Source organism: Clostridium pasteurianum DSM 525 = ATCC 6013 (assembly GCF_000807255.1).
Lineage (GTDB): Bacteria > Bacillota > Clostridia > Clostridiales > Clostridiaceae > Clostridium_I > Clostridium_I pasteurianum.
Genome location: NZ_CP009268.1, coordinates 1224147 through 1247560, shown reverse-complemented (window position 1 = coordinate 1247560; position 23414 = coordinate 1224147). Strand labels below are relative to the sequence as shown.

The window sequence follows — 23414 nt, the reverse complement described above, 5'->3', positions numbered from 1 at the left end:
CCGGAGGTTGATATTATGTATAAAGCTTTTTATGGCTTAACTTTTGATCCTTTTGATAAAAATCTTGACTTAAAATACAGTTTTAAATCTGAGGATTTCTCTAAAGCAATGAATAGATTAGAATTTTTAAAATCTGTTTTAGGGATTGGCGTTATTACTGGAGAGCCTGGAGTTGGTAAGTCTTTCTTGCTCCGCAATTTTGTAGATTCACTAAATCCAAATTTATATAAGTGCGTATACATTCCTATTTCCACTTTAACTGTTATGGACTTCTATAGAGCATTATGCGATGGTCTTGGAATAATTCATGCTCAGAAAAAAGTAACTATGTTTAAGCAAATACAAGAGTCTATATACACTTATAGCCACAGTAAAAATGTAATTCCAGTTATTATAATTGATGAATGTCAATTTTTAAGCAATTCCATTCTTGATGATTTAAGAATAATATTTAATTTTCATATGGACTCAAAGAATTATGCTATGTTAATTCTTTCAGGTCAACCTAATTTTTTACTTCAACTCAGCAGGCAGGTCCATGAAGCACTACGTCAACGAATCATAATGAATTATTGCTTAAAAGGGCTAACGCATGATGAATGTAAGCCCTACATAACTTCTATGCTAAAAGCCGCAGGCTGTTCAGAACCAATTTTTACTGATGATGCTTTTGAACTCATTTATTCAAGCACTAATGGAGCTATAAGACCACTAAATTCTCTAACGAGAATGTGCCTTATCTCTGGTGCTAATGAAAGACTTACTTCTATTAATTCAGATACAGTTTATAAATCTCAGAGTGAAATTGATCTTACAATTTAAAATTTTTTACACTGCTTATTCTGAGCAGTGTTTTTCTATGCCTATATTTATTGACCAATTTTAGAATTTTATACATTGTGGATATTGTGGAGAAAGGGTTATTTAATTTGATTTTTGAGACTTAATTTGCCATTAGTAAGATTATTTAAACTGATTTTTTACCACATTATTACTAATTTTAGGCTGAAATAATTTGACTTTTTAAGGATTAAATAATTTGACACGTAACAATTATAGACTCTAAATACATGGTCTAAATTATGGGCCGAACAAGTCAATTTATTTTTAACAACTTCTATAATTTTTTTGTGCTTTTCATCTATATTCATAAGTTCCGCTCCTCCTACTTACAAATCATATTCCCCACTGAATACTATGCCATTATTTTTTTCATATGATGATTTATGTTTCTCAGCTTCATTTAAAAAATCTTGATTACTAAAATTTTTATAGTAATATTCTTTCATCAGCTCCAAATCATTCTTATATTTTTCAACTTGCATAGCAATAACTCGCATAAATAACAATCTATCTAAATGAAACTACAAATGCAAATTCTACATCAATTGCATCCTTTTTATAAAAATTATAGTCCAAGAGTGCAATGCTTCTCCATATTTCAAAGGGGCCAATCACTACACCCAGATCCCCATATATATCCTTTCTCTTTTCAGGCATTGTATTTGCAAGTAGCTGATAATCTTCATTACAGATGACTAAATCAATATCTTTTCCTGATTTACGCATTCCGTAATATTCCATTGCCATTCCACCAATTAGTATCGGCTTCTTTGTAAATGTTAGATTATATTGTTTTAGTTTATCATCAAGCAAATCAATTATTTCACTCATAGAGTAGCTCCTCCCTGTACTATATAAATTATTAATATTTCCCAATACCTCATAATTGTCTATCAAATAAATTTTATTGAAGCAAGTTCTTAATTCAGGTGGGGATTCTTTTACCACATCTTAATTTTAGAACTGCAAATGCACGGCTTGCTTGGCGTAAGTCTCCCACTTTCACAGAGTGCGTGGGAGACTTACGCCAAGTTAGTCAGGTTAAATTTTTAAAATCATATCATTTTCTATGTCTCTAAATCCAAGCTTTACATATAATGATTTTCCTGCTTCAGAGGCATGAAGTCTAATAACTGTATATCCCTGTTCCTTTGATATTACTATCATCCTCTGAATGAGATTTGTTGCCAACCCTCTTTTTCGATAAGCTGGCACAGTATATATAGACGTAAGGTAAGCAATTTTTCCTGATGGATTACCGAAGGAAGGAGGTAATCGGAAAAAGCATAATCCACTTGTGGCAACTATTTTTTCTTCGGCAATTGCTATCCAAGAAATATAACGATCTGTTTTGATATTTTGTTGAAAATAACTTTTTATCTCATTAAAAATCATTTCCTTATTTTCATTTTTGAGAGAATATCCCTCATCAATAAGTTGTCTAATTCTTAATTTCACAAGAGATTCTGTATCAGCCTCTGTTGCTTTCCTTATAATCATTTTACTTCACTCCATTAAACATCAAATTTATTCAATACCCTCTACTTCTGATTTTAATCTATTAAAATATTCTTCCATAAATTCAATTCTCCTTTGTGCAATTTCTTTTGCTTTTACTGTATAGAGTTTATTAGGAATTTTTTCACTTTTCATAAAACACTAAAGTTAATTTATCATTTACTAATTGTGTTTTTCCAATTTTTTTATAGCCTAATTTTTCATATAAATAACAATTACTTTTTTCTTGTAAAATAGTTTCAAGTTTCCATCTGCTTGCGTTTTTATAGATAAATTCAATAGTTTTTAAGGTCTTCTGTGCTATTCCTTTATTTTGATATTCTGGCAACACAAATATTGGACTAACTCTATAGACATTATCTTTCAATGAGACAATTCTAATGGCTCCAACAATCTTATCTGCTAAATTTATATAATAGTAATCTGTATAAGGTTGATTTAGCCTTTCTATTATTTTATCAATACTTTCATTGGCAGGATTAGTTTCAAAGTCTTGATATTTTTTTAATAATGGAATAAATGCTTTCACTTGCATTTTGTGTATATTTTCAGCATCCTTTAAATTTGCCTTTGTAAGTGTAATATCCATTGCTATCCTCCTATAAATTCTACCAATCCTTTGCATTCCTCAATGCATCCTTAACTGCAATTATCAATTCATTACTGGACTTGGTTGCTCCTGATACTGCATCTACTTCTGCCAATTGTTTTTTTACAATTTCATCTGCTATACTGTTACCTGCCTTTTTTAGATATTCTGAATTTTCATCATTAATTTTTAAATCAAGCTTTTCTATTTTATTATTCTTTACAGTTACTTCAACTACGGGATTCCCTTCCTTATCTTTCCCCACATATTTTCCGTCCTTAAAAGGAGGTATAATCTGATCTTTTGATGGATATGTACTCACAGCCCCCAAGGTTTCTGCCTTTGATATACCATTGTACACTGCATTAATTATTCCATTACTTGCATAGGTTGCCCCAGTTACTGCATCTACCATTGTAGATTGACTTTTAATTATTTTATTGGTAACATTTGTCCATGCTTTATCAAATTCAGGTATTTCATCCTGAGATATTAAATCTAATTTATCTATTTTTCCTTTTTTAATTATTACATTGACATTTACAAATTTATTTGTGGTATATTCAATTCCTTTACCATTATAAGTTCCATCTTTATAAGTTGCCTTTAGCAGTGCATTCTTAACTGCTGCTTTAACTCCATTACTTGTAGTAGTAGCACCAGATACTGTATCTACATCAGTACTCTGGGCTGATATTATTTTGTCACTTATTGGTATAGCAGCTTGTTTTACATATTCTATTCCATCTTCGTAACTTATAATATTTATGTCAGTAACCTTATTATCTTTAACTGTTACATCTAGAATAAAATTATCTTTATAACCCGCTGATGTACCTGTGTATCTTCCATCTTTATATAGATTTTTTATAGACTCAGCTTTTAGTTTTTGAGAATTAATGCTGCTATTTGATTTTGCTTCTTCACCTTTAAATATAATTGTACTATTTGATCTAAGAGCTATTTTACCCTGGGATTTTATAAACTTACTTCCAAGTAATAAAAGTACAATTACTAAAGAAATAACTATAGCATAAAAATAACTTTTAAATTTTAATCTTTTCAATAGAGATACACTCCTTTACAGTTTATATTTAGCTATAGAATATATATAATATAAAAACAACTGGATATCTGTTGATAATCAATAGATATCCAGCCTCCAGTTTTCTGGTAAACCAGTAATATGTCTTAAATCGTTTTATAGTATTTAAATATAATTAATATGGTAATATTATTACATTCTTACAGTATTGTCAATATACTCTCATCAACTATCAGCTGTAATTATATTAAAATTTTCAACGAATTATTTCTCGGATACAAAGACAGTCTCACTAATTCTATTCAGTTTTTTCATAGTTACATAGTAAGCAATCATTAAAGGTACACAAGAACCAATCCAGGCCAGTGGATTAGCAAGACAAACACCAAAAAATTCTAAATTTTTTGATAAAATAATAGCAGCAAACATTCTCATCACAAGCTCCATAATGCCTGCTATTGTTGGTACAAAACTCTGTCCTAAGCCTTGAAGACTATACCTATAAACAAATAACATTGCCAGCAGAAAATAAGTGACGCCATTGACGTTTAAATATGTCTGTGCAAGAGAAACCACTTCATTCTGACCATTCCCTACAAATAACTTGATCAGCCATGATCCAGCTAAAATATTTGTTGCTCCAACAATAATACTGATAGTTATAGACATCATATTGCATTTTCTTATACCAATACGAATTCTATCAATATTATTGGCTCCATAGTTTTGTGCTACATAAGTTCCCATAGTAATTCCAAAACATAACATTGGCTGAACGGCAACAGCATCAATCTTTTGTGCTGCTGTATATGCAGCCACAGGCAAAGCACCTAAATCATTAAGAGCAAATTGAATAATAATAGCACCTATAGCGATAATAGAAGCCTGAAATCCCATAGGAAGACCTATTCTTAAATGTTCTAACAGCACCTCTTTTGTTATGTGCCAATCCTCTTTATGCAGCTTTAAAATTGGTACCTTTTTAGCAATATAAACGATACATAATACAGCGGATACTCCCTGAGATATTGTAGTAGCAAAAGCTGCTCCAGAAACCCCTAGAGAAAAATGTAAAATTAATACAAAGTCTAATACTATGTTTAAAATAGAAGTAATAATCAAAATTATTAAGGGTGTACGGCTATCACCTAATGCCCTTATAACATTAGAAAATAAGTTAAACATCATAGCTGTTATAATACCCCAATAAATTATAATAATAAAATCATAGGCTTCTTTTATAATTTCTTTTGGGGTATTCATTATATTTAAAATTGGTCGTGCTAATACAACACTTATAATTGTTAGCACTACTGTGATTAAGAGGCTTAGTATAATACTTGCTACATAACTTTGCCTAACTCCCTGTTCATCCTTAGCTCCAAAACGCTGAGCAGTAATTATAGAAAATCCTGCAGTAAGTCCCTGAGCAAATCCTATAATTAGAAACATAATACTTGCCGTACACCCTACCGCTGCCAGAGCATTTATTCCAAGTATACGTCCAACAATCAAAGTATCTGCTATACTGTAAAACTGTTGAAAAAGATTCCCAATAATCAATGGAATTGTAAAAAGAATAATGATTTTAGCTGGATTCCCAGTGGTTATATCTCTTGTCATAAAAAATTACCTTCCTTATACAAAAAATTCTTGCATTATAAAACATATGATTGATGATACCTATACAAAACTAAATTATGTATTGGCACACAAATCATATATTAATACTTAAAGCGGACTTTAAGTCAATAGCTTTTTTGAATTTTTGTAACCATTTACAATTCCATAGATATTTTTCTTATATTTAGTGTATTGACAATTTTCTTTTCACAAAGTAAGCTTTATATGAATCTACTTCATAGTATCTTTATTTTAGGAGATGAATCCAATGAATTACAGTATTTCAGAAGCCGCTAAAAAATTTGATTTAGAAACACATACACTTCGTTATTATGAAAAAGAAGGTATTATATCTCCACATAAAACAGAACGTGGAATTCGTTACTTTACAGACTCGGATTTAGAAGAACTTGGAATGGTATGTTGTCTAAGAAGTACTGGTATGCCTATAAAAGACATAAAAAAATACTTTGATCTCTGTTCAAAAGGAGATACAACATTAGAAAATCGTATGAAAATATTTACTTCTCATAGAGAACATATTCTGCAGGAAATTGAAGAACTTCAAAAACACCTTTTAAAAATTGAGGAAAAAATAAAGTGGTATAGCGGATATATAAAATGCAAAGAATATAAGGCATATTCAAATAAATAACTAGTCAGTATGCTAGTCTATTTTTAATCCTACTACGTCAACGGAACCCTCAGATAGCTCACTATCCTCGGAACCCGTTTCCTTGTAGGATTAAAAATATCCGTTGCATCTTTGACTTACTATTTATTTTCATATGCCTAAATAGATTCTGTACCTATGATAGACAAATTTATTTTAACTTTACATATTGTATAAAATTTTGAATAAAAATATAACCACCAATTAGCTTTATATACAAACTAATTGGTGATTACGCAATGCCTAATTCATTTGAATTCTTTGATTCTAGATCAACACTTTTATTTAGCAGCTTCTAATTCACTTTCAATTACCCATTGATGATTTTTAACCTCTTTACTACCATCTGTAGGTTTATAATCTACCATATATACTGGACCTTCAACTACTTGAACAATTTTCGCTTTTACACCTTTTCCTCCCATACTGCTCATGTGGCCATTTTTTAATGTAACTTCATCACCTACAACATAAGTTTTATTTTCACTATCCTCTAATTCCTCTTTTATTACCCATTTATGATCTTTTACTTCTTTACCACCGTCAGAAGGAGTATAATCCACAGCATAAACTGTTGTATCATATACACCAGAAACAGTTCCCTCTGCTCCTTTCATTCCCTCCATATGATCAGTAGTTATAGTTATATTTGTTCCAAGAGGATACTTAGGATTTTCGGCTTTTTTAAGATCCTCTACAGAAGTCATAGATTCTCCATGTCCTGAAGAATTATTAGTACTACTTTTAGTTGAACTGCAGGCACTTACTACAGCAATCATCATTAGTGACATGATTACTATTATTATTTTCTTCAAAGATATCATCCTTTCTTTTATAGTTATACCATAACTAGTATCTGTAACAAACTATCTTTTAAAATAAGTTAACATTACTAGCTGGCTAAATAAGTATTCAGAATTATAGAGAGTATAATATACTCTCAAAAGTAAAATCCATTTGTATACTTATTATTAAATAATAGTAATTATACAAAAAACTTATGTAGATATTATGAAGATTTCTAAATTTTTATCCGATGACCATCATCCGTAGTGGGAGATAACGGCTGTTACATCCCTAGATAACGAGTTCTAAGTATCTAAAATACAGATACTTAGAACTCCGTTTACAATACTATATAAATAAGAGGATATCTTACATACCCTTTAGGCATTATAAGATATCCTCTATTCATCAGCAATAGCAATTAATCTACTGACAATATTCTTTAAAGCAAGTTCTTAATTCAGGTGGGGATTCTTTTACCCCATCTGAATTTTAGAACTGCAAATGCATGGCTTACTTGGCGTCCAGCTCCCACTTGAAGAAAAGCAGAGAACCAAAATCTTTTTTTGATTTTGTGTGAATCGCTTTCACAGAGTGCAAGCAGACAAAACAAAATTTATTTTGTATTTGGTATGAATCGCTTTACAGAGTGCGTGGGAGACTTACGCCAAGTTAGTCAGGTTAAAGTATAAAAATCAAAACATTTTAATTCTTGTCCTTATAATCTTCATCATACTTATCATGAAAATGATATGGACAGGTTGATACTACAATATTTTCATTGTGGAGAATTGTCTCTCTAAGCAGGAAACTTGTATGGTTGTGAAGTAATCCTCCCCACCACTCTTTAACTATAAATTGAGATAACAATAACGTAATTTTCTCATCTTCTCCTGCTGACTTTGCTATAAGATCAATATATTTAAGCAACGGAGTAAGTATAGCCCTGTAAGGAGAATATCTAGTAACTAAGAGTATATCCGTATCAAGTTGTTTCCATTTATTCTGTAATGCTTTTAATTCATCTTCATTAGTATAAATACTCAGTGCTATTACATTAGGAGTAAGACTTCTTGCATATTGAAGAGCATTTAGTGTAGCTTTATTCAGACTTTGTAATGGTACTACAACAATATGGTTATATTCCTTACCTATATCAGCACTGCCCAATTCATCACAAGATGTACTTAAATGATCTGCTACGCTTTTATAATGTTTTCCTATTGCAAGCATTATAAATACAAGAATAGGTATAATTACAATAACTATCCATGCACCTTGAGTAAACTTTTCATATATTATTATCATTGCAGTTATTACAGAAACAAAAGCTCCGAATCCATTAATAGCTGCACGTTTTTTCCAACCTCTTTCTTTTTTGTTTTTCCAATGTATTACCATTCCAGTCTGTGCTAATGTAAAGGATAGAAAAACTCCTACGGCATACAAAGGTACTAAGTGATGAGTATTTGCATTAAAAATAACAACCAGTATACAGGCAACAAAAGATAAAGCTATTATACCATTTGAAAAGCTTAGTCTTTTACCCCTTACCGTAAATTGTCTTGGTGCAAAACGATTCTTTGCAATTACATACATGAGCATTGGGAATCCTGTAAATGCTGTATTGCAAGCCATTAAGAGTATAATCGCTGTAGTAATTTGAACCACATAAAACATAAATGTTCTACCAAAAACACCAAATGCAATTTGTGATACTACTGTTGGACTACCAGTTGAAACTGGATAAGCATGATAAAATCTTGCTAATATTGAAGTACCACCAAATATAAGAAAAATTAAAGCTGTCAATAAAATCATAACCAATGTTGCATTTTTTTGACTTGGCTCTTTAAAGTTTGGCACAGAATTACTTACAGCTTCAAGACCTGTTAAAGCTGAACATCCTGATGAAAATGCCTTTAAAACAAGATATAAACTTATATCACCCATTGCCTTTACTTGTACATTTAACATAGGAGTTGGTGCTCCATACAGGGAATATCTTATTAATCCATATACGATCATAAACAGCATACTAATTATGAATAAATAAGTAGGTATACTGAATATTTTAGATGATTCACCAACTCCCCTTAAATTAAGTATAGTAAGTACTATAATAAGAATCACTACCAGCTCTACTTCATGACTCTGAAGACTTGGAAATGCAGATACTATAGCTGCCATTCCTGCACTGGCACTAACAGCCACTGTAAGTACATAGTCAATAAGCAGTGAAGCTGCTGCTACTAGTCCCGGTTTGATTCCAAGATTTTCCTTTGCCACTACATAGGCTCCTCCACCATGAGGATAAGCTTTTATAATTTGCAGATACGAAATTGTAAGTATAAAAAGCAATCCTATAATCATAAGAGAAATCCATCCCAGCCATTGATAGGATGCCAAACCTATTGCTACTATTAGTACTCCTAAAATTTCTTCTGCTGCATAAGCCACAGAGGAGACTGCATCGCTGGCCATTACTGCAAGTCCAAAGGGCACATTGTATTTTTCATTACCACGCTGTTCATTGGCCAAGGGCTTACCGATTAATAAATCCAAAAATTTATTTAACATGGTCTTAACCTCCACTAACTTTAAATATAAAGTTTATTATATGTATTAAAAATTAATGTATACTTATATAAAATACGCCTATTAAGTAAATTTTTCAAGTATTACTTTAACTTAAATTTATAATGTAAAACTCATAAAAAATTCCCTATAAAAAATAAGTGTTTTCATTACTGATAAATCCATCATTTATTCAAAACTCTATGTTTATATAGTCTATAAGAAAAATTTATCCAGTAAAGGAAGTTGTTTTGAAATAATTATAATTGTATACGAATTAAATTTTATTATTTATCATAATCAGTACTATTTATAAACATTTTTTTAAAATATGGCAATTAGCTTTACAAATATTATAAATTTGTGTATAATTCATATTCGCAGATATAATTTACATATTGTTAATAATCATGGTTAAAAATTATCAATTTAAATTTAAACTTTCATTTTAAAATAAATATGAAATTACTTAGGAGTTGTAATAAGATGAACAATAAAAATACTGCTATGGATAATGTATTAGATGAAAACAATCAAAAGAAAGAATCAAAAAAAGATATGGCTTATAAAGTGGCCGCTGGAATTGCCAACGCCATATTAGTAATGCTTGGAATAGGACTTCTTAGATTTTAATGACTATTTTAGTACTAAAATATACGAAGAAGATGTCTTTCAATGGATATACACACATTGAAAGACATCTTCTTCATTTTTATAATCTCAATATAGAATAAATTTTCTTATTTTACTTAAACTACCTCTGAATCATTGTCACTAAATTGACTATTATAAAGATCTGCATAGAAACCATTTTTAGCAATAAGTTCTTCATGATTTCCCTGCTCTATAATACTTCCATTATTCATAACAAGTATCAAATCTGCATCACGTATTGTAGATAATCTATGGGCAATAACAAAACTTGTTCTGCCCTTCATAAGATTTTCCATAGCTTTTTGTATATGCACTTCTGTTCTCGTATCAACACTACTTGTAGCTTCATCTAAAATAAGAATTCTTGGATCAGCAAGTATAGCTCTTGCTATGGTTAAAAGCTGTTTCTGTCCTTGAGATATATTAGTTCCCTCTTCATTTAGTACTGTATCATAACCTTCTGGAAGAGTTCTTATAAAGTGATCCGCATTAGCTGCTTTCGATGCCTGAATAACTTCTTCCTCTGTGCATCCTTCCTTACCATAGGCAATATTGTCTCTTATAGTCCCATTGAATAGCCAAGTATCTTGAAGTACCATTCCAAACATTCCACGTAAATTTTCCCGGGTCATATCCCTAGTATCTACCCCATCAATAGTTATCTTTCCAGCATTTATTTCATAAAAACGCATAAGGAGATTTACAAGAGTGGTTTTACCCGCTCCAGTTGGTCCAACTATAGCCACTGTCTGCCCTGGTTTTGCTGTAACATTCATATCCTCTATAAGGGTAACACCTTCTTTATAACCAAAGTCTACATGTTCAAATCTAACTTCACCCTTAGGCATTTCTATAACCTTAGGCTCTGCTGCTTCAGCCACTTCATCTACCTCATCTAATAATTCAAATACACGTTCTGCTGATGCAATAGTTGATTGTACTATATTTACTATATTGGCAGTTTGGACTATTGGCATTGTAAACTGTCTTGTATATTGTATGAAAGCCTGAATATCTCCAATTTCAATTTTCTTTTTGGCTACATATATACCACCTACAACACAGACTACTACATATCCTACATTATTTATAAAATTCATTATAGGCATTACTACACCAGATATAAACTGTGCCTTCCAGCCTACGTCATATAATCTTTTATTTATTTTATCAAATTTTTCTATAGAGTCTTTTTCTTTTCCAAAAGCTTTAACGATTTTATGTCCGGTATACATCTCTTCTACATGTCCATTTAATTCACCAATTTCTTTCTGCTGTCCTGCAAAATACTGCTGAGATTTTTTTGCAAGTCCACTGGTCGCAATACCACATAGCGGCAATGTCACAACAGCTACAAGAGTAAGCACAGGACTAATGGTAAGCATCATTATTAATACACCAATAATAGTAACAACAGAGGTAATAAGCTGAGTTAAACTCTGCTGAAGAGTTGTAGATATATTATCCATATCATTGGTTACACGGCTTAATATTTCTCCATTAGTACGTGAATCATAAAATTTAATTGGCAGCTTATTGAGCTTATCACTTAAATCCTGACGCATTTTGTATACAACATTTTGACCTATACCTGCCATAATATATTGCTGAACAAAGGAAAATAGAGAACTTATAACATATAATCCTATAAGTAATAATATTATTTTCTCAATGTAAGGAAAATCTATTTTTCCTCCAGTTTTTTCTATAACTTCAGCTATTCCAGCTTTAACCGCTGCAAGACCCTTTAAAACCTCTGGAGTGGCAGTAGCCTGATTACCCGCCAGCTTTTCAAGGCCCGCCTGTTGAGCTGTTAATTTTGCCAAAGCTAATTTACCATAGATACCTTCAAATAATTTTGTAGTTGCATTTCCCAATATTTTAGGACTTACTATGTTAAAAATAGTACTTAATATGGCAAATACAAATACTATTATAAATTTTACAGTATGAGGTTTAAAATATGTTAAAAGTCTTTTGAAAGTTCCTTTAACATCTTTTGCTTTTTGAACTGGAGCTCCAAATCCAGCCATAGGGCCTCCCTTTGCTGTCCCATCATCTGCTTTTTTTCTATTTTCACTCATGCTAATTCCTCCTCTGACAACTGTGAATACACAATTTCACGGTATACATCACAGGTATTTAGAAGTTCTTTATGATTGCCAATGCCGCTAATCTTTCCTTCATCTAAAACTATAATTCTATCTGCATCCATTACTGTGCTAACTCTTTGAGCTATAATAATAACTGTAGATTCTTTGGTTTCATTTTTAAGAGCTGCTCTAAGTCTTGCATCAGTCTTAAAGTCCAGTGCTGAAAAACTATCATCAAATACATATATTTCCGGTCTTCTCACTAGTGCTCTGGCAATAGAAAGACGCTGCTTTTGACCCCCTGACACATTATTTCCACCTTGAGATATAACAGAATTAAATCCATCCTTCATATTTGATATAAATTCTGTTGCCTGGGCAATATCCGCTGCCTTTGAAATTTCCTCTTCTGTAGCATCATCTTTACCATATCTTATATTATCATTTATGCTGCCTGTAAATAATACAGCCTTTTGAGGTACAAAGCCTATTTTTGACCTCAAAGTTTCCTGAGACATATCTCTAACATCTACTCCATCTACTAGTATGCTTCCCTCTGTAACATCATAAAAACGAGGTATAAGATTCACCAAAGTAGATTTACCAGAACCAGTTCCCCCTATAATTGCAGTAATTTCTCCAGGTTTTGCACTAAAGGATATATTACTTATAGCTGGCTGCTCTGCACCAAAATAATTAAAGGTTACATCTTTAAATTCTATATATCCTCTCTTATCCCCCTGAACATTACTTACATTTTCTTTGTCCACAATTTCTGGTTCCATTCCAAGAACTTCATTTATTCTTACAGCAGAAGCCTGTGCACGTGGAATCATAACAAACATTATTGCCATCATAAGGAAGGAAAACATTATCTGCATAGCATATTGTATAAATGCCATCATATCTCCCACCTGCATGTGTCCACTGTCAATTCTAAGTCCACCAAACCATACTACTGCAATTTGTGTAGCACTTAGAGAGAACATCATAACCGGCATCATTCCTGCCATTAGCCTATTAACTTTAAGTCCAACGTCTCTTATTTCCATATTGGCCTTTTTAAACTTTTTCTTTTCGCTATTTATTCTGTTGAAAGCACGAATTACTCTTATTCCAGTTAATCCTTCTCTGGCAACAAGATTTAATTTATCAAGTTTTTCCTGCATAACTCTAAAATAAGGTAATCCTTTAAGTAAAAATACACCTATAAAAATCAGCAGAAGTGGTATTACCACTGCAAATATAATAGAAAGTTCTGCATCCTTATGAATGGCCATGATAATTCCACCTATACACATAAGTGGTGCACTAATCATCATACGCATTATCATTACAAGTACTTGTTGAACCTGAACAATATCATTAGTAGTTCTAGTTATCATGGAAGCTGTTCCAACCTTATCAAATTCATGAAGAGAAAATTTTTCTGCTTTTTTAAACAATATATCTCTAAGATTTCTTCCCAAAGCTACTGCAACTTTCGACCCTATAAAGTTAGCTACAACAACACAGACTGCATCTCCTAATGCTACTAATATCATAATCCTGCCTATATGAATAATATAATTTGTGTCATTTTTTACTATACCCTCATTAACTATATCAGACATCAGAGTTGGTAAATATAATTCTGCCAGAGACTGAATGAAAAATAGTAATATTACTACAATCACTGATACAGCAAAGGGCTTTAGGTGTTTAAATAGTTTTAGCATATATTCATCTCCTTTTAGTCATTTTCTCTATTTTTTTTGCTGAAATAATTATAAGTTTCTAATAAAAGTTCAGCTAACTGATTACTTTTTTCCTCACCTAAATAATTCACCAGTCCGCTAATAGAATCTCTCAATTCTTTGGAGGCCTTTTTTAAAAGTTTTTCACCTTTTTCTGTCAAGTTAATTCTAACGGCACGTCTATCTTTTTTATCTATATTTCTATCTACCAAGCCCTTAGCTTCAAGACTATTAATCTGCTGAGTAACAGTTGGTGAAGCTACATTGAGTTTATTGCTTAGTTCAGATGTTTTAATACCTTCTTTATATTCTTCTATATGATTTCTTATGTAAAATAAAACCATTATCTCACTATGAGTTAAACCACAATCATTGCTTTTATGTTTATTAAGCTTTCTAAACTCATTTAAGCATCTGATGATTTTTTGTGCTGTCAGGTTTATATCCTTGTCCATTTTTACACCTCCTTTTTATTAGGTAGCCTAATTATTTATTAGCCTACCTAATTATATTCCTTGAAATATTTAAAGTCAATTATTTTTAAAAATTATTAACATATATATTTTATCCGATAATTATCCTCCGTAATAAACAAAATTTAAAACCAAAAAATGCCCCACAACATGCATATGTATACATTGTGAGACATTTTTAACTCTTTTCCATTGAAGCAAGTTCTTAATTCAGGTAGGGATTCTTTTACTCCATCTGAATTTTAGAACTGCAAATGCATGGCTTACTTGGCGTCGAACTCCCACTTTCACAGCGTGCAAGAAGAGAACCAAAATATTCTTTTTGATTTTGTGTGAGAGCTGTACAGAGTGCATAGGAGACTTACGCCAAGTTAGTCAGGTGAAAGATAATAATTAATAAAATTTATTTCCAACTTATATCTACTTCTTTTCTTGGTACTGTTCTTAAATATTTTACATCAGGATATCCTAGTATCATACAGGTTACAATTTCCTTTCTTCTCTTAACTCCAAGGAAATCTACAATATCTTTATTCTCCTGTGCTGCCCTTACAAAGAATCCACTAAAAAAGGTCCCAAGACCTAGTGCATCTGCCATAAGTTCCATATTTGAAGATGCAAGAGCTCCATCTACTTGTGAATTAGCCGTAACAACTATTATAACAGGAGCATTAAAAAATATCTTATCATTTTTAGGATTCTTTTTGTATTCCTCATACATTTCTATCCACATTTTTCCGTATCTCCTGTAAATTCTTGTTTCTGGAGTTCTATTATTAAGCACATATTCTCCCATATTTTTTAAGGTTTCAAATGTTAAATTTTTAAGTTTCTCCAGTTCTTCTTTTACCACTATATAAGATACATCCTGCATATTGCTGCCTGTTTGGGTAAACCTTCCAGATTCTATAATTTTTATTATCTTTTCTTCCTCCACTTCTTTATTTTTAAATTGTCTTACTGTTCTTCTGAATTTTATAAAATTTAAAAGCGTATCTGGATTTATAGAAAAATTTTCCTTGTTATAATCTTTTACATCTTCCATATTGTATTCATCTGTCGAAACTGCATCTTTAGGACATACCGCAATGCAATGTCCACACTTAATACAGACCTTATTGTTAATTTTTGCTTTACCTTCTACAATCTCTATATCCATGGGAAAACAATCTTTAACACATTGTCCACAACCTATACATTTTTCAGTGTCTACTTTCATCATAATAAAATACTCCTTTACTGTTTAATAACATATGTATATTTTGATATGTTTTATACTTATAAATAAATAATTAATCCAATACATACAGATTTATAAATTGTTACAAAAAAATAATTTTTTATATTTACATTTATATATTTTACAAAACAATTATACTATATAAATCAAGAAAATATTGAAACTAAACATTTAATTTTTATAAGAATCCCTATAAATTTCGTTTACAGCTGTACCTCCTAACAAATTATCAGAATATACTATATTAATCAGAGGTGAGCTGCAATGTCATATTTTGATTCATTAACCCCTAAAGAATTTGTTATTCTAACAAACTTAGTTGCTTTTATACTTACAGAAGGTAGATCAGCAGATGATAATACTGTTCTTGGAACTTTTATCACTAATGTTGGAGCCTCAATGCTTGCTATTGCAACACAGCAAGAAAATATTAAAGACGCGAAAGATATACGAAGACCAGAATTATAATTTTTATTCTTTCAATAATATTTTAAAATACTGATATTAGTATATTGTAGTTTTATATAAAAAAGGCTATCTTATTTATTTTACTTCAATAAACAAGATAGTCCTAAGTAATATTTTTAATAATAAATTTCATTATCAATAGAAAAACACATTTATTTTCCTATTGTATAAAACAATAACTTCTAATAATTTAAGGTTGCATCATGAGCATCTCTAAGTGCATCATTTACTGCCCCAATTATTCCCTTGCTTGAATAAGTAGCTCCTGATACTACATCTACATTGACATTGTTTGTTTCAACAATTTTTTCTGGTATAGTTGTCCATGCTTTGTTAAACCAATCTTTATCATCCATATTTGAAATCATATCTACTTTTAATATTTTATTGTCCTTTACTTCAACCTTTACTTTCATAGGTCCTCTAAAACCTTCTGCTTCACCTTCATAGCTTCCATCTTTATAGGGTGCCTCTGCTGGGGCTGAAAGTGCAAGTTTTGAATTCCTCAAGGCATCTTTAACTGCATTGATTATTCCATTTGTGGACCTTGTTGCTCCAGATACTGCATCTACATCCGCTGATTGTTTTTCTATCATTTCATTTGGTATAATAGACCATACTTTTTCAAAATAAGATGGTGTTTCAGAATTATTTCCTAGCTCAATCTTTAATATCTTATTGTCTTTCACTGTTATATTAACAGTAATATCTCCAGCATATCCTTTTCCCTTTCCTGTATATACTCCATCTCTAAATGGTGCTGCTACATCTTCTTTACTTGGATAAGTACTTGTTTCTCCTACAGTTGTATCTGTTGCAAGGGCTGCCTTAACGGCATTCATTATTCCATTACTGGATCTTGTGGCTCCTGATACTGCATCTACTGCAACTGATTGAGTTTCAATTATTTTACTAGGTATAGTTGGCCATACCTTTTCAAAATATTCTGGTGTTTCAGCCTGAGATATTATATCAATATTACTCATTTTTCCGTCTTTTACTGTTACCTTAAGATTTATGCGATCTGTTCTGTTATAGCCTCTTCCAACTCCAGTAAAAGTTCCATCCTTATAAACTGCCTTTTCAAGAGCTTTGTTTACTGCATCTTTTATTCCATTACTTGTCTCAACTGCACCAGATACTACATCTACATCTGTAGATTGAGCTGCTATTATTCTTTCAGTCATTGGTGTCATAGCTTTTTTCATGTATTCTATGCCATCTTTATAAGTTATAAGGTTTATATCTGTAATTTTATTATCTTTTACTGTTACATCCACAGTAAGATCCTTTTTAAGTCCTTTTCCTACTCCTGTATATCTTCCATCCTTATATAAAGGTGCTGCTGTAGTAATAGGCTTTTCATTTCCAGGTTTCTCAGTATCGTTATTATTGTCTGATGAATTAGTTGGGGTTGTACTTCCACCTGTACCATCAAGTTTTGTATCCTTCAATGCATTTGCTACTGCATTCATTATACCTTTACTTGTATAAGTTGCTCCTGATACTACATCCACATCTGTAGACTGTTTTGATATTATTGCCTTTGGCACTGAATCAAATGGTTTTTCATAGAAGCCCTCGGACTCATTGTGCGCTGTTATTTTTATATCTGAAATCTTATTATCTTTTATCGTTACTGATACTGTAAGTCCTGGCTGGAATCCGTCTGCTGTTCCTGTATAAACTCCATCCTTATATTTAGTTCCCGCTGGTGTTGTTGGTGCAGCAGGTTGTTGTGGAGTAGGATTAGATGGTGTTGGAGTAACCGAATTTGGTATAACTGGCTTTGGCGTACTGTCATCTAATCTTGCATTCTTTAATGCATCATTAACAGCCGCTATTATACCTTCACTTGATCTTGTCGCTCCTGATACTGTATCTACATCAGTAGCCTGTTTGCTTATTATTTCCTTTGGTACTATAGAAAATGCTTTTTCATAAAATCCTGGTGTTTCATTGTGGGAAATTATTTTTATATCTGATATTTTTCTATCTTTTACTGTAACAGATACCTTAAGATTAGGCATAAAGCCCTTGCCAGTTCCTGTATAAACTCCATCTTTGTATAGTCCTTTACCAGTGTATACAGGCAATTTAGATACTATACTTGAAACATCAACATTGCTATTTAAAGTTGTATTTGTATCTTCTGTTGTAGAGGTATTATCCTCTGGTAATTCACCACTGATTAGTGCCTTTTCAAGTGCATTCTTAACCGCTGCCATTATACCTCTGCTGGAGAAAGTTGCTCCTGATACCACATCTACATCTGTAGATTGTGCTGCTATTATTTCTTTTGGTACTGTACTAAAAGCTTTTTCATAGAAACCTGGTGTTTCATTATGAGATATTATTTTTATGTCGGAAATTTTTCCGTCTTTTATAGTTACAGATACTGTAAGTCCCGAAGCATAACCCTTTGCTACTCCTGTATATGTACCATCTTTAAATTTTGCATTCTTGTCCATAGATACATCTGCACTGATGTTTTCAGCTTCTGTGGAAGCACTATCACTTTTCTGACTATCTACAACTTGATTTTTAGTCTTATCTTTTCTCGCTTTATTAAGAGCGTCGTTAACTGCCTGCTTTATACCATTACTGGATCTTGTCGCTCCTGATACTACATCTACATTTGTAGATTGTGACGCTATTATTTCCTTTGGAACTATGTCAAAAGCTTGTTCATAATATCCCTTAGTTTCTTCATGGCATATTATTTTTATGTCAGAAATTTTGCCTTTTGCTATTTTAACCTGTACTTTCAGGTTAGGTCTGTAACCATTTCCCACTCCAGTATATACACCATCACTAAAGACAGCCTCGTCAACTTTTGACATCTCAGCTGCACTAACTGATCCTATCTTGGCTTCTGGCTTTACAAATTTACTTCCCCAAAATATAAATCCAAAAACTAAAATAGCTGCTGCTGTAGAAGAATACCATTGCATATTTAACTTTTTAAACATAACAACCTTAGGATTACTCCTATAACATGCATCTACACATTTTAAACATGATATACATTCTCCGCTCTCTACAGCCTCTACCTGCGATAAATTTATGCCCATTGGACAGTTGCTTGTACACAATTGACATTTACCACATTTTTCACTGGGCTTACTTATATTAATAATTTTAAACTTAGAAAGGATAGCTTGTATAGCTCCTAAAGGACATAAATATCTGCAGAAAAATCTCTCAATAAATATTGCTCCAACAGTAATTAAAGCCAAAAATATAAAAGCTATAGGCATTTCAGATGCCATAGTTTTAATTTGAAATAATTGTGCAAAAGCATCCCATGGATTTATACTCTTTTCCGGTACTCGGTTCATGGACCATATAAAAATTATAATTTCCAATAAAATTATGTACTTTATGTATTTTAATTTTTCATCTACAGAAGGTGGTATTTTTACTTTTTTCTTAAATATCTTTGATGAAGTTAAGTATAAAAGATCATTAAAAGTTCCAAAAGCACACAACCACCCACAAAAAAATCTCCCTATTAATATAGATAGAACTACTACCCCTGTAAAGGCCGCTAAAAAAGTAAAAGAATTTGCAATACTGAAATTTTCTCTAGCTAGTCCTAAATATATACTTTTAAAACCGGTAAAAGCTAGAGTAAATAATCCTGAGAAAAAGTATAAAAATACAAGTTGAATTATAAATCTAGCTATTTTCAATATAGAGATTTTTTTCTTTAATACTGATAATTTTTTATTCAAGATCTACTCCCCCTTATAACATAGAACAATTATAAATATACAAAACAGCCCCCTTCCTTATGATAATGAATATCATTATCACTATTTATAAATAATATGTGAAAACTATTAATATGTCAATATATTCATTAAAATAATTTGGTTTTTAATACATTTTTTTATTTAAAATTATAATTATATTATAAAACCCATTATACTTATAAGATGTGGTGATATTTTATTGTTGTTTAAATTCATGTGCTAAATAATATGTACTATTTTTGTCATAAAAAGCAGCTGAATATCTATTAGTATTTAATAGGCATTCAGCCGCTAATTTTTCTAATAAGCTAATAATAATTTTTAGTAGGAAATTAAAAATTCTGTTCCTTCAAATAAAATAAAGTCTTTCTGTAATCCTTCTGTCACATAGATTTTTTTGTCTTTTGTAACAAATATGGCTTCCATGTCTTTAATGCTATTGATTAATTCCATTCCCTCCTGAAGACCTAATATAAAAATAGCAGTGGACAATGCATCTGCCCCAATGGATTTTTCTGATACAATTGTAGTACTCATTAATCCAGAATCTGCAGGATAACCTGTTCTAGGATCTAAAATATGATGATACTTTATATTGTCTTTCTCAAAGTATCTCACGTAATCTCCTGAAGTTACAATTGTCTTATCTACAGCGTTTACAACTCCTAAACACTGCCCTCTTTCATGTAACGGATTTTGTATACCTATCTTCCAAGGGGAACCATCTGGCTTGTTTCCTAATACCATTACATTTCCTCCAAGATTAATAAAAGCAGACTCTATTCCCTGCTGCTTGTATATTTCTATAGCTCTATCTGCTGTATATCCTTTTGCTATAGCACCTAAATCTACACTTTCTCCAGCCTTTTCAAGCTTTACCGTACCAAGCCCATTATCAATTGTAATATCTGTGTATCCAGTGAGACTTAATGCCTCATTAATTTCTTCCTCTGATGGTACTTTAGCATGATCCGTAAATATACCCCACAGCTTAGCTACAGGTCCTATAGTAATATCAAAAGTTCCTTTGCATATTTCTGAGAAATATTTAGCTCTGTTAAGTACATATAGTGATTCACAGCCAAGTTCTACTGCCTGCTTCCCTGCTGCTCTGTTTAATCTGCTTATTTCACTGGATTCAAGAAAAAAGCTCATAAGAGACTCTAGTCTCTTCATTTCCTCCTCCACTTTTATTGCAGCTATTTCTGATTTCTCTCCATAAATCCTTTGACTTATAACAGTCCCCATGCAAAAGGTTTCTAATTCGTAAAATTCACTCATATAATTCTCCCTTTAGTTTAGTTATATTTAAAATATAAAATTATTATTTACTTCTACCATCATAGATATCTATGTAAAGTTTTCTTTTCTAAACACCGATAAACACATTCATTTGAAATTAACATTCAATTGCATTTTATCATACATTATTTAAATAATCTATTCAATTATTAACTGATATTTGTTCTTTGAACTCTGAACTTTGATTTTTGTTTCATCCTATCCCACAAATCAAAACCAAATAACTTGATTATAAGTACAATTTCCACATATAAGCTTATCCCATAATAAAATGATAGAGTACTATATGCCATAATAAAGCAGTCACAAAAACTGCAGTCAATCCTATATGAATGAATCTCCATGCTTTTCTACTTGCTGGTGAAATTTTTTTAAACCATTTTATAGCTATACCTGATATACAGAGTAAAATCATTGAGAAAAAACATATAAAACCTGCAGATAATTGAATAAAAACTATATTTTTTCCTACATGAAAAATAGCTATTATAGTTCCAATAATACCTAAATAGCAGTGTAAATTAAGAACTTGTCTTAATTTAATCTTAATTTTAAAACCACTAATAACAAATCTTTTCAATATAAAATAACAAAAGCAAACAAAAAATAGAATGGCTGCAATCCATCCTAGCTTGTCAGTATACATTTCCACTCAAAAACACCTCTATTTATTTTTAGTAGTTAACTCATCTAAACTCAGAAAAATTTGTACTTGCAATCTAAGTTTTGGATGAGCTATCTGAATACTTCTCTTTTACATACAAATTTATTGCCATAAGGCAGGATTCCTTTATTTATTAGCTTCGATGCTTACATAATTCCTCAGTTTTTTATTGCAAGGCATTATCAATAGCCTTTAATATCACCTTACTGCTATTTGTTGCGCCTGAAACTGTATCTACTTGTAAAGATTGAGCCGCAATTACTCTCTCAGGAATTACTTCTGCTTTTTCTCCTCTTACATTTTTATGATTAACTATTTTTATATCTGTAATTTTATGATCATCTACTGTTACCTTTACTTCTGCCCCAACTTCTAGGGCATCAAAAGAACCTGAATAAGTACCATTTGCTACTTTAGATAAATCAATTTTTCTTATATTTATTTGCTTTATTATATTTTTATAATTCTGTATATATATTAGATACTTTACTCCAAAAACTAAAACTGCAACCACACATAAACCAATAATAGAAATAACTATATTTTTAACATTAACCATAACCCACCCCTAAATTAAATTTATATAATTATAATTGTTAAATAATCACTATCTCTACCATGATTTTATAATAAATATTTCATAAAAACAATCAAATTAACAAATATTTTACATATAAACTTCAACTTATTTATCACCGATTTTGGGATTAATAAAAGTATAAAATACTAAAAATTACACACAATAGTACTGGAGCATTGTACCAATTGAAGCAAGTGTAAGGATATACTTTACTAAATTTAACAACATTTTTTAAGGGTAATGTTCTAAAAAATATTGATAAAAAGGGTGTTTAAAAAATGCAAATAACTTTATCACAAAAAGAAAGAACTTTATTAGAAGATCAAAAATCTCATGAACAAATATGCATAGAAAAATATACCAACTATGCCAATAAAGCTACTGATCCACAATTAAAGGAGATATTTAACGCCAATAAGCAGCAAGAACAGACACATTTGGATAGTATTAATCAGCTATTAAGCGGTACTGTACCTCAAATGAATCAGCAGCAGAATCAAAATACTGCGCAACAAAACTCTGCACAAAGCACACCAACTTCAAATACTCCAACAACAGCTACTGATTTAAATGATGCTGATATGTGCTCCGATATACTTATGACAGAAAAATACGTATCAGGAAGTTATGATACTGCAATTTTTGAATGCAAAGATACAGAAGTACGTGATGCATTAAATCACATACAAAAAGAAGAACAAAAACATGGAGAAGCTGTATTTAAATATATGCAAAGCAAGGGAATGTACAATATTAAATAATTGATATAATTCTCTTACAATCAATCTGTCT

At 31.1% G+C, this 23414-nt stretch carries 22 protein-coding genes; 5 read left to right on the top strand and 17 right to left on the bottom strand.

Going from position 1 to position 23414, the window contains the following annotated elements:
- Positions 1-15: 15 nt before the first annotated feature.
- Entirely contained in the window at positions 16-822 is an 807-nt protein-coding gene (locus tag CLPA_RS05575; protein WP_003448320.1) for an ExeA family protein, read from the top strand.
- A gap of 347 nt (positions 823-1169) precedes the next feature.
- Here the strand turns inward: CLPA_RS05575 and CLPA_RS21630 are convergent, their stop codons facing one another.
- The 7 genes from CLPA_RS21630 to CLPA_RS05550 form a co-directional block, all read right to left on the bottom strand.
- Positions 1170-1325, bottom strand: a complete 156-nt coding sequence (locus CLPA_RS21630) for a hypothetical protein (protein WP_236900387.1) — start codon at positions 1323-1325, stop codon at positions 1170-1172.
- A gap of 25 nt (positions 1326-1350) precedes the next feature.
- Entirely contained in the window at positions 1351-1674 is a 324-nt protein-coding gene (locus CLPA_RS21625) for a hypothetical protein (protein WP_003444380.1), read from the bottom strand.
- Positions 1675-1884: 210 nt separating this feature from the next.
- Positions 1885-2343 (bottom strand): GNAT family N-acetyltransferase, encoded by a 459-nt coding sequence (locus CLPA_RS05565; RefSeq protein ID WP_003444382.1) that lies wholly within the window; start codon positions 2341-2343, stop codon positions 1885-1887.
- Between the two features lie 27 nt (positions 2344-2370).
- Entirely contained in the window at positions 2371-2496 is a 126-nt protein-coding gene (locus tag CLPA_RS21880; protein WP_003444384.1) for a hypothetical protein, read from the bottom strand.
- Positions 2486-2950, bottom strand: a complete 465-nt coding sequence (locus tag CLPA_RS05560; RefSeq protein ID WP_003444385.1) for a GNAT family N-acetyltransferase — start codon at positions 2948-2950, stop codon at positions 2486-2488. The genes CLPA_RS21880 and CLPA_RS05560 overlap by 11 nt, the downstream gene beginning before the upstream one ends.
- A 19-nt stretch (positions 2951-2969) precedes the next feature.
- Complete coding sequence (locus CLPA_RS05555; RefSeq protein WP_003444387.1) at positions 2970-4016, bottom strand: FMN-binding protein; 1047 nt, start codon at positions 4014-4016, stop codon at positions 2970-2972.
- A gap of 243 nt (positions 4017-4259) precedes the next feature.
- Positions 4260-5618: an MATE family efflux transporter gene (locus CLPA_RS05550; protein ID WP_003444389.1), complete on the bottom strand. Its 1359-nt coding sequence runs from the start codon at positions 5616-5618 to the stop codon at positions 4260-4262.
- Positions 5619-5886: 268 nt separating this feature from the next.
- Here CLPA_RS05550 and CLPA_RS05545 point away from each other — a divergent pair, with 268 nt between their 5' ends.
- The gene (locus tag CLPA_RS05545; protein ID WP_003444391.1) at positions 5887-6273 is read left to right on the top strand and encodes a MerR family transcriptional regulator; all 387 of its coding nucleotides are present in this window, start codon (positions 5887-5889) and stop codon (positions 6271-6273) included.
- A 299-nt stretch (positions 6274-6572) separates the two neighbouring features.
- On the opposite strand, the gene CLPA_RS05540 is transcribed toward CLPA_RS05545, so the two are convergent.
- Both CLPA_RS05540 and CLPA_RS05535 read right to left on the bottom strand, forming a co-directional pair.
- Positions 6573-7115 (bottom strand): YdhK family protein, encoded by a 543-nt coding sequence (locus CLPA_RS05540; RefSeq protein ID WP_236900386.1) that lies wholly within the window; start codon positions 7113-7115, stop codon positions 6573-6575.
- A 667-nt stretch (positions 7116-7782) separates the two neighbouring features.
- On the bottom strand, positions 7783-9657 hold the full coding sequence (locus CLPA_RS05535; protein ID WP_003444396.1) for an APC family permease: 1875 nt from the start codon (positions 9655-9657) through the stop codon (positions 7783-7785).
- A gap of 483 nt (positions 9658-10140) precedes the next feature.
- On the opposite strand from CLPA_RS05535, the gene CLPA_RS21090 reads away from it, so the two are divergent.
- A complete protein-coding gene (locus CLPA_RS21090; RefSeq protein WP_155760358.1) occupies positions 10141-10287 on the top strand; it encodes a hypothetical protein in 147 nt (48 codons plus the stop codon).
- A gap of 116 nt (positions 10288-10403) precedes the next feature.
- Here CLPA_RS21090 and CLPA_RS05530 read toward each other — a convergent pair whose 3' ends face one another.
- From CLPA_RS05530 to CLPA_RS05515, 4 genes are all read right to left on the bottom strand, one after another.
- Positions 10404-12392, bottom strand: a complete 1989-nt coding sequence (locus tag CLPA_RS05530) for an ABC transporter ATP-binding protein (protein ID WP_003444398.1) — start codon at positions 12390-12392, stop codon at positions 10404-10406.
- Positions 12389-14119: an ABC transporter ATP-binding protein gene (locus CLPA_RS05525; RefSeq protein ID WP_003444400.1), complete on the bottom strand. Its 1731-nt coding sequence runs from the start codon at positions 14117-14119 to the stop codon at positions 12389-12391. Before CLPA_RS05525 ends, CLPA_RS05530 begins: the two co-directional genes overlap by 4 nt.
- A 14-nt stretch (positions 14120-14133) precedes the next feature.
- Positions 14134-14592, bottom strand: coding sequence for a MarR family winged helix-turn-helix transcriptional regulator (locus CLPA_RS05520; protein ID WP_003444402.1), 459 nt, complete (start codon positions 14590-14592; stop codon positions 14134-14136).
- Between the two features lie 421 nt (positions 14593-15013).
- Positions 15014-15832, bottom strand: a complete 819-nt coding sequence (locus tag CLPA_RS05515) for a nitroreductase family protein (protein ID WP_003444405.1) — start codon at positions 15830-15832, stop codon at positions 15014-15016.
- Positions 15833-16114: 282 nt separating this feature from the next.
- Between CLPA_RS05515 and CLPA_RS05510 the strand changes: the two genes are divergently transcribed.
- Positions 16115-16318: a hypothetical protein gene (locus tag CLPA_RS05510; RefSeq protein WP_003444406.1), complete on the top strand. Its 204-nt coding sequence runs from the start codon at positions 16115-16117 to the stop codon at positions 16316-16318.
- 182 nt (positions 16319-16500) lie between these two features.
- Here CLPA_RS05510 and CLPA_RS05505 read toward each other — a convergent pair whose 3' ends face one another.
- The 4 genes from CLPA_RS05505 to CLPA_RS05490 form a co-directional block, all read right to left on the bottom strand.
- Positions 16501-20055: an FMN-binding protein gene (locus tag CLPA_RS05505; protein ID WP_003444407.1), complete on the bottom strand. Its 3555-nt coding sequence runs from the start codon at positions 20053-20055 to the stop codon at positions 16501-16503.
- A 342-nt stretch (positions 20056-20397) separates the two neighbouring features.
- A complete protein-coding gene (locus tag CLPA_RS05500; RefSeq protein WP_003444408.1) occupies positions 20398-21357 on the bottom strand; it encodes an FAD:protein FMN transferase in 960 nt (319 codons plus the stop codon).
- A 277-nt stretch (positions 21358-21634) separates the two neighbouring features.
- Positions 21635-22024, bottom strand: coding sequence for a DUF4405 domain-containing protein (locus CLPA_RS05495; RefSeq protein WP_236900411.1), 390 nt, complete (start codon positions 22022-22024; stop codon positions 21635-21637).
- Between the two features lie 184 nt (positions 22025-22208).
- Positions 22209-22601 carry an FMN-binding protein gene (locus tag CLPA_RS05490; protein ID WP_003444410.1) on the bottom strand — a complete coding sequence of 131 codons (393 nt, stop codon included), beginning with the start codon at positions 22599-22601 and terminating at the stop codon, positions 22209-22211.
- A gap of 299 nt (positions 22602-22900) precedes the next feature.
- Here CLPA_RS05490 and CLPA_RS05485 point away from each other — a divergent pair, with 299 nt between their 5' ends.
- Entirely contained in the window at positions 22901-23383 is a 483-nt protein-coding gene (locus tag CLPA_RS05485; RefSeq protein ID WP_003444411.1) for a spore coat protein, read from the top strand.
- The last annotated feature ends 31 nt before the right edge of the window (positions 23384-23414 follow it).

Coding starts and splice junctions, on each gene's coding strand:
- CLPA_RS05520 (WP_003444402.1), bottom strand. CDS start 14,592: ATGGACAAGGATATAAACCTGACAGCACAAAAAATCATCAGATGCTTA.
- CLPA_RS05525 (WP_003444400.1), bottom strand. CDS start 14,119: ATGCTAAAACTATTTAAACACCTAAAGCCCTTTGCTGTATCAGTGATT.
- CLPA_RS05495 (WP_236900411.1), bottom strand. CDS start 22,024: ATGTATACTGACAAGCTAGGATGGATTGCAGCCATTCTATTTTTTGTT.
- CLPA_RS05485 (WP_003444411.1), top strand. CDS start 22,901: ATGCAAATAACTTTATCACAAAAAGAAAGAACTTTATTAGAAGATCAA.
- CLPA_RS05500 (WP_003444408.1), bottom strand. CDS start 21,357: ATGAGTGAATTTTACGAATTAGAAACCTTTTGCATGGGGACTGTTATA.
- CLPA_RS05490 (WP_003444410.1), bottom strand. CDS start 22,601: ATGGTTAATGTTAAAAATATAGTTATTTCTATTATTGGTTTATGTGTG.
- CLPA_RS21625 (WP_003444380.1), bottom strand. CDS start 1,674: ATGAGTGAAATAATTGATTTGCTTGATGATAAACTAAAACAATATAAT.
- CLPA_RS05510 (WP_003444406.1), top strand. CDS start 16,115: ATGTCATATTTTGATTCATTAACCCCTAAAGAATTTGTTATTCTAACA.
- CLPA_RS21630 (WP_236900387.1), bottom strand. CDS start 1,325: ATGCAAGTTGAAAAATATAAGAATGATTTGGAGCTGATGAAAGAATAT.
- CLPA_RS05565 (WP_003444382.1), bottom strand. CDS start 2,343: ATGATTATAAGGAAAGCAACAGAGGCTGATACAGAATCTCTTGTGAAA.
- CLPA_RS05540 (WP_236900386.1), bottom strand. CDS start 7,115: ATGATATCTTTGAAGAAAATAATAATAGTAATCATGTCACTAATGATG.
- CLPA_RS05535 (WP_003444396.1), bottom strand. CDS start 9,657: ATGTTAAATAAATTTTTGGATTTATTAATCGGTAAGCCCTTGGCCAAT.
- CLPA_RS05560 (WP_003444385.1), bottom strand. CDS start 2,950: ATGGATATTACACTTACAAAGGCAAATTTAAAGGATGCTGAAAATATA.
- CLPA_RS21090 (WP_155760358.1), top strand. CDS start 10,141: ATGAACAATAAAAATACTGCTATGGATAATGTATTAGATGAAAACAAT.
- CLPA_RS05550 (WP_003444389.1), bottom strand. CDS start 5,618: ATGACAAGAGATATAACCACTGGGAATCCAGCTAAAATCATTATTCTT.
- CLPA_RS21880 (WP_003444384.1), bottom strand. CDS start 2,496: ATGAAAAGTGAAAAAATTCCTAATAAACTCTATACAGTAAAAGCAAAA.
- CLPA_RS05545 (WP_003444391.1), top strand. CDS start 5,887: ATGAATTACAGTATTTCAGAAGCCGCTAAAAAATTTGATTTAGAAACA.
- CLPA_RS05530 (WP_003444398.1), bottom strand. CDS start 12,392: ATGAGTGAAAATAGAAAAAAAGCAGATGATGGGACAGCAAAGGGAGGC.
- CLPA_RS05515 (WP_003444405.1), bottom strand. CDS start 15,832: ATGATGAAAGTAGACACTGAAAAATGTATAGGTTGTGGACAATGTGTT.
- CLPA_RS05575 (WP_003448320.1), top strand. CDS start 16: ATGTATAAAGCTTTTTATGGCTTAACTTTTGATCCTTTTGATAAAAAT.